Origin of the sequence: Haemophilus haemolyticus, assembly GCF_001008275.1 — a bacterium.
Lineage (GTDB): Bacteria > Pseudomonadota > Gammaproteobacteria > Enterobacterales > Pasteurellaceae > Haemophilus > Haemophilus haemolyticus_P.
Genome location: NZ_LCTH01000008.1, coordinates 67,608 through 79,040, shown reverse-complemented (window position 1 = coordinate 79,040; position 11,433 = coordinate 67,608). Strand labels below are relative to the sequence as shown.

Annotated in this window: 10 protein-coding genes and 1 pseudogene; 4 read left to right on the top strand and 7 right to left on the bottom strand. The window is 38.4% G+C overall.

All coding sequences use genetic code 11. From position 1 onward, the window contains the following. Positions 1 to 1,055 (top strand): autotransporter outer membrane beta-barrel domain-containing protein (locus tag AAX15_RS01320; protein WP_046938761.1); only part of this gene is annotated, 1,055 nt, incomplete at its 5' end. A gap of 287 nt (positions 1,056 to 1,342) precedes the next feature. On the opposite strand, the gene mtr is transcribed toward AAX15_RS01320, so the two are convergent. Further along, positions 1,343 to 2,599 (bottom strand): tryptophan permease, encoded by a 1,257-nt coding sequence (mtr, locus tag AAX15_RS01315; protein ID WP_046938760.1) that lies wholly within the window; start codon positions 2,597 to 2,599, stop codon positions 1,343 to 1,345. A gap of 120 nt (positions 2,600 to 2,719) precedes the next feature. On the opposite strand from mtr, the gene AAX15_RS01310 reads away from it, so the two are divergent. Next, complete coding sequence (locus AAX15_RS01310; protein WP_005634227.1) at positions 2,720 to 3,499, top strand: M48 family metallopeptidase; 780 nt, start codon at positions 2,720 to 2,722, stop codon at positions 3,497 to 3,499. A 47-nt stretch (positions 3,500 to 3,546) separates the two neighbouring features. Here the strand turns inward: AAX15_RS01310 and AAX15_RS09700 are convergent. The 6 genes and pseudogenes from AAX15_RS09700 to AAX15_RS01285 all read right to left on the bottom strand — a co-directional run. Next, a pseudogene (locus tag AAX15_RS09700) lies at positions 3,547 to 3,642 on the bottom strand (IS3 family transposase); the annotation flags it as partial. A 536-nt stretch (positions 3,643 to 4,178) separates the two neighbouring features. Further along, positions 4,179 to 4,502: a helix-turn-helix domain-containing protein gene (locus AAX15_RS01305; RefSeq protein ID WP_046938758.1), complete on the bottom strand. Its 324-nt coding sequence runs from the start codon at positions 4,500 to 4,502 to the stop codon at positions 4,179 to 4,181. Positions 4,503 to 4,590: 88 nt separating this feature from the next. Further along, positions 4,591 to 5,907: an MFS transporter gene (locus tag AAX15_RS01300; protein ID WP_046938757.1), complete on the bottom strand. Its 1,317-nt coding sequence runs from the start codon at positions 5,905 to 5,907 to the stop codon at positions 4,591 to 4,593. A 55-nt stretch (positions 5,908 to 5,962) separates the two neighbouring features. After that, positions 5,963 to 6,706, bottom strand: coding sequence for a 2-succinyl-6-hydroxy-2,4-cyclohexadiene-1-carboxylate synthase (gene menH / locus AAX15_RS01295; protein ID WP_046938755.1), 744 nt, complete (start codon positions 6,704 to 6,706; stop codon positions 5,963 to 5,965). Between the two features lie 60 nt (positions 6,707 to 6,766). Next, the gene (gene menD, locus AAX15_RS01290; protein WP_046938753.1) at positions 6,767 to 8,473 is read right to left on the bottom strand and encodes a 2-succinyl-5-enolpyruvyl-6-hydroxy-3-cyclohexene-1-carboxylic-acid synthase; all 1,707 of its coding nucleotides are present in this window, start codon (positions 8,471 to 8,473) and stop codon (positions 6,767 to 6,769) included. Positions 8,474 to 8,487: 14 nt separating this feature from the next. After that, positions 8,488 to 9,645 (bottom strand): isochorismate synthase, encoded by a 1,158-nt coding sequence (locus AAX15_RS01285; protein WP_230599584.1) that lies wholly within the window; start codon positions 9,643 to 9,645, stop codon positions 8,488 to 8,490. Between AAX15_RS01285 and AAX15_RS01280 the strand changes: the two genes are divergently transcribed. Further along, positions 9,549 to 9,962, top strand: a complete 414-nt coding sequence (locus tag AAX15_RS01280) for a hypothetical protein (protein WP_230599583.1) — start codon at positions 9,549 to 9,551, stop codon at positions 9,960 to 9,962. The two genes, AAX15_RS01285 and AAX15_RS01280, sit on opposite strands and share 97 nt — an antisense overlap. Continuing rightward, positions 9,916 to 11,130, top strand: a complete 1,215-nt coding sequence (locus tag AAX15_RS01275; RefSeq protein ID WP_046938749.1) for a pyridoxal phosphate-dependent aminotransferase — start codon at positions 9,916 to 9,918, stop codon at positions 11,128 to 11,130. Before AAX15_RS01280 ends, AAX15_RS01275 begins: the two co-directional genes overlap by 47 nt. Positions 11,131 to 11,433: the final 303 nt, after the last annotated feature.

The window sequence follows — 11,433 nt, the reverse complement described above, 5'->3', positions numbered from 1 at the left end:
GTAAAGCTGAAGAAGCTCGTAAAGCTGAAGAAGCTCGTAAAGCTGAAGAAGCTCGTAAAGCTGAAGAAGCTCGTAAAGCTAAAGAAGCTCGTAAAGCTGAAGATGCTCGTAAAGCTGAAGAAGTTCGTAAAGCTGAAGAAGTTCGTAAAGCTGAAAAATTACCTCAGAATGAACAACGCGATCTCATTAGTAAAAATACCAATGCTGTACTTTCTGACTCAATGGCAAAAGCACAATTTGTTGCATTAAATGTTGGAAAAACGATTTCTCAACATATTAATCAACTAGAAATGAATAATGAGGGGCAATATAGCGTTTGGGTATCTAATTCTTCGATGAACGAAAATTATTCCTCAAGCCAATATCGTCGTTTTAGTTCTCAAAGTGTAAGAAGCCAATTAGGCTTAGAGAAATCTGTGACGAGAAATATTCAACTAGGTGGTATATTGACTTATGTTCGGAATAGTAACAGCCTTGATGAGGCAACAAGTAAAAATACTCTAGCACAAGTTAATTTCTATTCTAAATATTATGCGGATAATCATTGGTATTTGGGCATTGATTTAGGCTACGGCAAGTTCCAAAGCAACCTACAAACCAATAATAATGCTAAATTTGATCGTTATACCACACAAATAGGCCTAATAGCTGGCAAAGCGTTTAACATAGGGAATTTTGGGGTTAAACCAAGTGTAGGTATTCGTTATGGCTACTTATCAAGCTCTAATTTTGCATTAGGTCAAGATCGCATTAGAGTAAACCCTATATCCGTCAAAACAACCTTTGCTCAACTTGATTTAAGTTATACCTATAACTTAGGCGAGTTTTCTATTACACCAATTTTGTTTGCTCGATATGATGTAAATCAAGGAAACGGAAAAATTAATGTAAATGGATATGATTTTGCTTACAACGTTGAAAATCAACAACAATATAATGCTGGCCTTAAATTGAAATACCATAATGTAAAATTAAGTTTAATTGGCGGATTAACAAAAGCGAAACAAGCAGAGAAACAAAAAGCTGCTGAAGTAAAACTAAGTTTTAGTTTTTAATACGCCTCTTTGAGTTATCGTTCTAGATGGCAAAGCCCTATGTATGATTTGCACCCCAAAAGTTGAACGAAACAATCAACTGATTAAGGTGCAAATTTTTTATGGTTAAATCCCCCCCGTCATTTAAACAACAAGTGATCAATTTTTGATCTTTAACACAGTAAAAATTGCTTTCAGTGTAAAATCAAAGGACTAAGCCCTGTGAGTTACAGAACTCAGTCCTTAATTTAACAATCTAACTTTTTGAGGGTTAATCAGTTATACGCCCTTATTGTATCGAGTAAAACTTATCCTGTAAAATTGGCAAACCATCCTAAGTTTGCTCCAACTTGTGCCACAATGTTTAATATGCCAAATAGGATGATGAATCCAATCATAAAATTGCCACCGTAAACTTTATAAGTCGCATTTGGGAATTTTTGACGGCTTGCTTTAGCAAGAAGTGCAGGTACGATTGCAGCCCAAATGGTTGCTGCTAATCCTGCATAACCAATGGCAATAACAAAGCCATAAGGAAATTGTAAACTTAATAATAGCGGTGGTAAAAATGTGACTAATGTGGTTTTTGTTCTACCAGATAAGCTGTCGTCAAATTTAAACAGATCAGCAATATAGTCAAATAAACCTAAAGTTACGCCTAAGAATGATGTGGCAATCGCCATATAAGCAAAGAAATTTAATGCGACGGCAAGGTATTTCACTTCAATATATTTATGTAATGCCTCTAGTAATGCGGAAACATCACCGCCTTTTTCAATTACTGGAGCAAATTCGTTGCGTGGCAAATTACCTTGCACAGCAAGTTGCCATAAAATATAAATTACGAGTGCTAATCCCGTACCGATGAAGATTGATTTCATAACTCGTAGACCATCACGGTTGTAATATTTTACTAAGCTCGGCACATTTCCATGGAAACCAAAAGACACTAAGCACACTGGAAGTGCGGTGAATAAATAAGGTAAATATATTTGCTCGCCTTCAGCAACGGTATTGAATAAAACTTCTGTTTTTACAGAGCTTAATAAACCGGTAGTAGAAAGGAAAAAAGCAACTACCATCCCGACAATTAACATGGTTGTGAAACGATCCACAGCTTTGGTTGAAAGCCACACGAAGGCTGCAAGGATAAGGCAGAAAATTAAAGAGCCTGAAGTTCTTCCAATATCCACCGCACTTTCAGCAGAACTGAATGCTTGGTTGAACAGATTTTGGGTAATGCCTCCGCCTGAGGTGATGTAGGCATAAGTCAAAATATACAAGACGAACGCAACGGAAAGACCATTGATAATATTCCAAGTTTTTCCTAATAAATCTTTAACAATGGTGTCAAAACTTGAACCTGTTGGATAATGTAGATTAGCTTCTAGGATCATTAATCCTGATGTTGTCATACAAAACCAAGTATAAATTAAAGCGAGAATCGAACCAATAAACCATACACCAGCCGTTGAAGTTGGGTTAGCCAGCATGCCCGCACCAATAGCTGTACCCGCGATGATCATCGCACCACCTAAGAGAGAAGGGGATTTTTGTTGTGTCATAAAATGCCTCTAAAATAAATTTGCACTATTATAGTAGTGCAAAAGGAAAGTGCAATATATTTATATCGACAAAAAATAATAAATTCATATAATCTGCGTCAGTTCAAAAAAGGATCACTTATGAAAAAACAACTTAAAAGTTTTGCTTTTGCGCTATTAGCTAGTTCACTTATCACAGCTTGTGCTGACTCGGCTTCTATAAATCGAGAGGCAGCGAGTAGTTATGCTCAAGAAATGGGAAAAATTCGTACTCAGGGGGCAATTGATACTTCATCAAATACCGCAAAACGAATTCACCATGTGTTTCATAAAATGGTGAATTATGCAAACCAAGCTAATGAAACCGGACAGCAATTTAACTGGCAAATTAATGTGATTAAGTCAAAAGAATTGAATGCTTGGGCAATGCCGGGCGGTAAAATGGCATTCTATACTGGGTTGGTTGATACTTTACAACTTAATGATAATGAAATCGCAGTGGTAATGGGGCATGAAATGGCGCATGCATTAAAAGAGCATGGTAAAGCTAAAACTAACTTTGGAACCGTGAGTAATATTGTTGGCGCCATTGGAGGGACTGCATTATCTATTGCAGTTGGGACGGATGTGACTGATTTGGTTTCGCTTACTAAAGATTTTGCTTTAGACAAACCTTATTCTCGTAGTGCTGAAACTGAAGCAGATGAAGTGGGATTAATGTTAATGGCTCGTTCTGGATACAACCCACAAGTGGCGCCAGGATTGTGGCAAAAAATGGCAAAAGTGTCTGGTGGTTCTCGGGGGGCTCTTGATGTGTTAGCTTCTACTCATCCTAGTGATCAGTCTCGTCAAGAAAACTTACAACGTTTATTACCTGAAGCGATGGAGCTTTATAAAGCCGCTAAAGATAAAAATGGCTAAATAAATTTAGTCAAAAAATGATCTGCCCCCCAAAAAAATCTGGACGATTAATTCAAGGACTGACAACAATATTGTATCGGACTCAGTCCTTTTAATTTCAGTTGGATTCGACGGTGGTTATAATAGTCAAAATAATCCCTTACCTATCACCTATCTATTCTTTCGTTTTATTGAGTTATACCCTGCTCGGCAAATATTCTACGATAAGCACTCATCTGATACTGCCAGTCTTGGTCTGAATGTTAAATCAAGCCCTCAACCTTATTCTGGCGTTTGCCCGCCATGTTTAACATTGACTTGTGCCCCATCTTTTGCTTTACCGTTACCCATTTTTGATTCGGGGCAGTTATCGTAAAATTACGCTCAAAACGATTCGGGGCAATATGGCCTATTGTGCCTCAATAGGTCATGAATTTCTTGCGTTTTCTTAACCGCACTTGGCGTCCGAGTACCGCATTAGAAGCTGGATTTTCTTGTGATTTAACGTTGGCAGACAGGCTGAACACTTCGGTAGCCATAATCAGGATGATTGGCTTTGATGCGTTTAATGGCCTTTTTCAGCTACGCCCCTTATCCAGTTTAATCTGAAGTTTAGCAAAAAATGCACTACGTGCTAACCGTACAAATCCTAAAAGCCATTTTAATGGGTAATGCGTTCTTAACCTTTGGATAATTTCCTTTACTCGGCTTCGTACTGAAATCTGAGCCTTCTCAATTCATTTAGGTAGGCTTCAAGCTGTAAAATTCTCAGGCGTAAAGGCTCTTCTTCAGTTTTGGGTAGAGGTGGCATTTTTGCATATTTGGGTTTCATCGGCGGTCGTCCTGATGGTTTACGGGGAATAAGTTCTTTTATGCCACTTTTTTCAAACCGTTTCAACCACGTACAGACTAGGGAGTTGGAAGGAATATTGTAAAAACACGCAGCTTCTCTGATACTCATTTTCCCATTCAAAATAGAGTAGAAAGACTGTAATTTAAATTCTATTGTGTAATATTTACCCATAAAAAAATCTGCACCTCAATTGTTGGTTGTTGAGTCCAACTTTTAGAGTGCAGATCAAATTTTCACCGCTCTTTTTTCTTAACTAGGATTAGATTTGTGTTAAATCTACATTTTTAGTTTCTTTTGACGCTAATAATGCCAATAGAGTCATGAGGGCATTGATTGCTAAATAAATACCCACGCCCATCACACCAAATGACGCATTAATTTTTAAAGAAATCATCGCCGCAATCGTTGCACCAATAATTGATGCTAAATTATAGGCGAGAGATGCGCCTGAATAACGCACTTCCGTTGGAAATAATTCTGGTAATAGCGCAGCCATTGGACCAAATGTCATCCCCATGATCGCCATACCAATCACTAAAAATACAAATACGCTCATTGGGGTACCATTTTCTAGGAAGAATGGCATGGTTAAACCGAGCACGCCAACAGCTACAGTCACCCAAATCAACCATTTACGGCGACCAATTTTATCGGCATAAACACCAGAAATACTGATAAAGATACCAAATACAATGGCACTAATTAATAACAGGCCAGTAAAGGTATTTGCAGGGATACCTAAGCCAAGCGCATAACCTGCTTCAGAAAGCTTTGGTGCTGTTCGAGAATATGCCTGAGCAAAAGCCGTCATAATGTAAAACAGAGAATAAGTTGCCACCATGATAAATGTGCCAATAACCATTGGTTTTAAGTGTTTAGTAAAAACAACACTCACTGGTGCATTCAACTTTTTACCTTTTTGCTCCGCTTCCACAAATACATGGCTTTCATGCAAAGTTAAGCGAACATATAAGCCAACAGCGACCAATAAAACGGAAGATACAAACGGAATACGCCATGCCCATTCCACAAGGGCATTTTGCCCGAGCAAATAGCTAACTAAGAAGAATGTTGCATTCGCTACAAATAAGCCAATTGGCGCACCTAATTGAGGGAACGTACCGTACCATGCTCGTTTGCCTTCTGGCGCATTTTCTGTGGCGACTAAAGCTGCACCTCCCCATTCACCACCGAGTCCAATTCCTTGACCAACACGGCATACGCAAAGCAAAATTGGCGCCCAGATACCGATTTGAGCATAGTTAGGAAGTAAACCAATTACCACTGTTGAACCACCCATTAAAACAAGTGAGGCAACCAAGGTTTTTTTACGACCAATTTTATCGCCAAAGTGACCAAATAATGCGGAACCAATTGGACGTGCAAAGAATGCTAAAGCAAGCGTAGAAAGAGAAAGTAAATCATTAGAAAGCGGATCATCGCTATGGAAGAATTGCGTATTGAAAACTAATACAGCGGCAGCCGCATAAATATAATAATCAAAAAATTCGATTGCCGTACCGACCATCGAGGCTAACGCCACTTTCATCGGATTATTACGAAGTTGTGTAGACATTGTGTTTCCTTAGTAGTTTATTATAAATAGAAAGGATTGGATCCTAGCATTTTAACTAAGGTCTATCAATTTTTAATACACAATTTTCTATTTTTTTAGAGAAATATTTTGAATTTTCTAAATGTGAATTATGCCCAGCGGAAGGAATAGTTACTAAATCAATTTGATTTTCTTTGGCAATAGTTTGAAATTTATGATCTCGTTCGCCACAAAAATAAAAAAATGGCAAAGAACTTAACCGCACTTTTTCACTAAAATCAGATTGTTTAGATAGACTTGTCGCCAGCAACATCCTGCCAATATTTTCACCACAATTTGATTTTCGTTTTTCAACTAACTGCAGTCTTTCTTCTGCGGTCAAATGAGAAAACACTGGCTGTTGATACCAATCATTTAATACATTGTCTGGTGGTTCTTGTATAAAACGTTGCGCCCACGCAAAATCCTGCTGAAAACGAGCCTGCTTTTCCTCGTCAGTTTTTAAACCTAGATTCGCCCCTTCTAAAATAACGCCTTGCAAATTATATCGTTCCACCTGAGCTTGCAGTGCATAATACAAAGCGATCCGTCCGCCTAAAGAATACCCAACAAGAAAATAGGGTTCATTTTTCACCGCACTTTTGATTTGTTGAGATAAATACTTCGCCGTTTCTTCAAAATTTGTGACTTCAATGTCTTTAGCTTGCCCGTGAAAAGGTAAATCTAGCGCAATACAATTAAAGTACGGTAGATTTTCAATGACTTTTTGCCAATCGTTTTTTGTACCAAGAAGTCCGTGAAGAAAAATGATGTTTATCATTGAAGGGATTATTGATAGAAAATAATAAAATATGCGGACTAAAGCCCGCCTACATAATACTTAAGCACCAATCACAGCGTGACTAATTTGCTCGATTAAGCGTTTATACAAACTACTACCATCACTCGGACTCGTTTTAATTTCAATTAACGTTGCCTTGCGACGACTATAAGCCTGTTTAACAACGGAATTAAGATCCGCCCAAGTATAAGGATGAGCGTATTTGAGATCGAACATTGCCGCGATTTGAGAAAAATCACCATTATGTGGTAATCGATAGAACTGATCTTTGACTTGTTCATCCACAGGTAACATATCAAAAATCGCGCCACCATTATTATTGATCACAAAGATTACCGTTGGTTGCGTAACGTTTTTGAATAATGCGAAAGAATTTAGATCATATAAAGTGGACGTATCGCCAATCACTGCAACAACAGGTTTATTTGAACCGATACCAATTCCAGCAGCAGTAGCCAACAAACCATCAATTCCACTCGCACCACGATTCGTATAAACAGGATAACTTTCTGGTAATTGTGTTAGTGCATCAACCAGACGAACAAGTAAACTATTACCTAAAAATAAAACACCGTTATAAGGTAAAAGTGTTGGTAAACGCAATGCGAGCGAGGCTTCCGTTAAATTTCCGCCTACTTGCTGTTCAATAAAAGTCGCACAGAACTTAGATAAAGCTAACGGCTCAAGTAACCAAGGCTTTTGGCGTAAAGGAGGATGTGCACGCAACCAATGATGTGCTTTAGCATTAAATCTAGTAAGCGAATGATGATAAGGATCTAGTGCTTTACCGCTTTGTTCAACCAACCAAAATTCACCTTTAAACGCCTGTAAGAATTGATTAATTCGTTTACTAATAAAGCGTGCACCAAATTGAATAACAATATCAGCTTGCAGAAGTTTTTCACGAACAGTTTGGTTTGCTAGCCAAATATCTTCATAAGGCGTCGTTGGAACAACACCAGATTGAATATCCGTCAGTAACACCCAGCCCATAGCACTTGCCCAAGAATTAATGCCCATCGCTTGTTCTGCAGGTAATTGACCAACCATAACGACACCACGCTTAGTGCGCCAATGATCCCAATTTTCATGCATTAATACTTCGTTCTGTTGCGCTTCCACCTTCATCCAAGGCTTAGTTTGAATTAACCAGCGTTGTAACGGCTGCAGCCAAGGGTGAGAATCTACAGCCTCATCAGTTGCATCATAAAGAGGCTCGGCAAATGGCACATTAATATGAACAACGCCACCCTGTTGTTTTTGTTGGAAAGCAGCTTGTTCAAGCAGAGAAATCAACCATTGCGCAGAGTAATCAGCGTTCGGTTTAGGTAAATTAACATTTTCAACCGGATACTGACCAAACATATTTTGCTGCAAAATAGCCTGATTTGCACCACACTCCCAAAGTTCTGGTGGGCGATCAGCAGTCAAAACAAATAAATTAACACCTGTTTGGCGTGCTTCAATAATGGCAGGATAAAGGTTTGCAGTCGCCGTGCCTGATGTCACAATAATGGCAACAGATGATTGAGTTGCTTTAGCAATACCCAAGGCAAAAAAACCTAAACCACGTTCATCAAAATGCGTATGGCAATTGACTGAACCCGCATTTTGCAAACGTACAGCTTCAAGAGTTAAAGGTGTCGAACGCGAACCTGGCGCGATACAAACGTGAGAAACGCCTTGGCGCACCAAGGTTTCTAAAATCACTTTCGACCAACAACGATTAAACACGCTTACCGACATTTTTTTCTCCGTTATCATTTTTCTTCTGCAAACAAGGAAATCAACCCTGCTGCTTTACGTTCAATTTCTTTCCATTCTTCCAATGGCTGTGAGCCTGCCACAATGCCCGCGCCAGCAAATACACGAATACGATGACCTTCAATAAAGGCGGAACGAATCGCCACACAAAACTCTGAACATGCATCACTCATCACACCCAATGTTCCCGCATACCAGCCACGATTAAAGGTTTCGATTTCTGACAAAATCATTTTGGCTTGTTGCTGTGGCAAACCAGATACTGCAGCTGTAGGATGAATGGCTTTTAATATATTTACATCCGCATAATGTGCGGTCAAATTTGCACGAATTTTACGAATCAAATGTTGTACTTTGCGTAACGGTTTCAATTCCACATTGCTTACATCAAAACTTTCTACTTGATTATGTAAATTCTGTGAAATATCTTCTACAACCAACCAATTTTCTTTTAAATTTTTCTCGTCATTTAATAACCAATTGGCTTGAGATTTAGTTTCTTCCTCACTTTCAGAAACCGATGCTGTCCCTGCCAAAGCTTCGGTTAGCAACAAGTTATACTCACGAGCAAATAGACGTTCTGGCGTAGAGCCAACAAAAACCGAATGAAGATTTTCAGCCCACAAAAAATGATAACAACCTTGATTTTGTTTTTCGCTTTCTGCTAAAAAATCGTACGCATTAATCGCTTGCTTTAAATGAAAAGTGGTTTCATTGGCTAAAACAATTTTTGTCAGTTCCCCACTTTTAATTTCTACCAAAGCCTGATTTACCCAATCATACCAAGTTCTTTCATTCGCTCGAGGCTCTGTATGCAAAGGAATCTGTTTTGGCAAAGCAGAAAGTGCGGTGAGATTTTCAAAAGTTTTGAGGTGAGCTAAAGTATCATTCGCACTTTGCTCATCTTTCACAAAAAATGATACCAATGCACCTTTCTCATCCTGTTCAACAAGAATTTTGGGTAATACAAATTGTGCGGTACCTTGAAATTGCAAACCGCCTACCAGTGGAAAACCACTTTTTTCAATAAACTCTTGCGCTAAATTTAACTGTGAAAATGACCGCTCTTCACCAAGAGCAGCCAATGCTTTTGGTTCATCACGAAAATGTAAATAAAATTGTGGATACGCAGATTGACCTTTCAGCCACGCCAACAAATCGACCTTGTCCAGTTTCACCTGAAAACGGACAAGTTCATTCTTTGATTGCTGTAAATATGCGTGAATTTGCGATTTTAACTCGCCTATTGCCTGCGCTAAATTATTCATTAGATTTTGTTTTAAATACACAAAAAATTAGTCGTATTCTACCGCAGATTGTTAATGACAAAAAATTTTTTTACAAAATCTTTTCAATATTGAAAATTCAGCGTAAATTAACCGCACTTTTCTCGAAAAATTTATTAGAAACAAAAGGATTTCACTATGCGATTATTCCCAAAATCCGACAAATTAGAACACGTATGTTATGACATTCGCGGGCCAGTGCACAAAGAAGCACTACGCTTAGAAGAAGAAGGCAATAAAATTTTAAAACTTAATATCGGCAATCCCGCACCTTTCGGCTTTGAAGCACCTGATGAAATTTTGGTTGACGTATTGCGTAATTTGCCGTCAGCGCAAGGCTACTGTGATTCAAAAGGTTTATATTCTGCTCGTAAAGCAATTGTTCAATATTACCAATCAAAAGGGATTCATGGCGCGACCGTCAATGATGTATATATTGGTAACGGCGTATCTGAGCTTATCACAATGGCCATGCAAGCATTACTTAATGATGGCGATGAAGTACTTGTGCCGATGCCTGATTATCCTCTTTGGACTGCTGCGGTAACACTTTCTGGCGGTAAAGCTGTTCATTACCTTTGTGATGAAGAAGCAAATTGGTTTCCCGCTATTGATGATATTAAAGCCAAGGTGAATGCGAAAACTAAAGCGATTGTCATCATCAACCCGAACAACCCAACGGGTGCAGTGTATAGCAAAGAATTATTACAAGAAATTGTAGAAATCGCTCGCCAAAATAATTTGATTATCTTCGCCGACGAAATCTACGACAAAATTTTATATGATGGCGCAGTACATCATCACATTGCCGCGCTTGCTCCTGATTTATTAACCGTTACGCTGAATGGTTTATCAAAAGCTTATCGAGTTGCAGGCTTCCGCCAAGGCTGGATGATTTTGAACGGACCAAAACATAATGCGAAAGGTTATATTGAAGGCTTGGATATGCTGGCATCAATGCGTTTATGCGCTAACGTACCAATGCAACATGCAATTCAAACCGCACTTGGTGGCTATCAAAGTATTAATGAGTTTATTTTGCCAGGTGGCAGATTACTTGAGCAACGCAATAAAGCCTACGATCTCATCACTCAAATTCCAGGTATTACTTGCGTGAAACCAATGGGGGCGATGTATATGTTCCCAAAAATTGATGTGAAAAAATTCAATATTCACAGTGATGAAAAAATGGTGCTGGATTTACTTCGCCAAGAAAAAGTGCTACTTGTGCACGGTAAAGGATTTAATTGGCATTCGCCAGATCACTTCCGTGTTGTGACTCTTCCTTATGTGAATCAACTTGAAGAAGCCATTACAAAATTAGGAAGATTTTTGTCGGATTACCGTCAATAATTTATATTATGACCAAATAATAAAGAAGACTAAATAATCTGCTCCTAAAGTTGGACTAAACAACCAACTGACTAAGGCGCAGATTTTTTATTGACTAAATACACTCCATCTGTCAAACAACAAGTGAGGGATTTTTATCTTCAACACAGTAAAAATTGTTTTCTCATCCAAACATATTTTCAACCTCCCGAACAAATATTAAATCGTCGTAATTCTCCTTAATGTCCAATATATTTATCATACGTTGGACTTTCTTATGATTGATGTTGAGAAGGGCTTAGAGCTAGAGTAATAAGAGGATAA

What these genes read in the sequence shown, in the direction of transcription:
- mtr (WP_046938760.1), bottom strand. Translation starts at nt 2,599, where the DNA reads ATGACACAACAAAAATCCCCTTCTCTCTTAGGTGGTGCGATGATCATC.
- AAX15_RS01310 (WP_005634227.1), top strand. Translation starts at nt 2,720, where the DNA reads ATGAAAAAACAACTTAAAAGTTTTGCTTTTGCGCTATTAGCTAGTTCA.
- AAX15_RS01305 (WP_046938758.1), bottom strand. Translation starts at nt 4,502, where the DNA reads ATGGGTAAATATTACACAATAGAATTTAAATTACAGTCTTTCTACTCT.
- AAX15_RS01300 (WP_046938757.1), bottom strand. Translation starts at nt 5,907, where the DNA reads ATGTCTACACAACTTCGTAATAATCCGATGAAAGTGGCGTTAGCCTCG.
- menH (WP_046938755.1), bottom strand. Translation starts at nt 6,706, where the DNA reads ATGATAAACATCATTTTTCTTCACGGACTTCTTGGTACAAAAAACGAT.
- menD (WP_046938753.1), bottom strand. Translation starts at nt 8,473, where the DNA reads ATGTCGGTAAGCGTGTTTAATCGTTGTTGGTCGAAAGTGATTTTAGAA.
- AAX15_RS01280 (WP_230599583.1), top strand. Translation starts at nt 9,549, where the DNA reads ATGACCGCTCTTCACCAAGAGCAGCCAATGCTTTTGGTTCATCACGAA.
- AAX15_RS01275 (WP_046938749.1), top strand. Translation starts at nt 9,916, where the DNA reads ATGCGATTATTCCCAAAATCCGACAAATTAGAACACGTATGTTATGAC.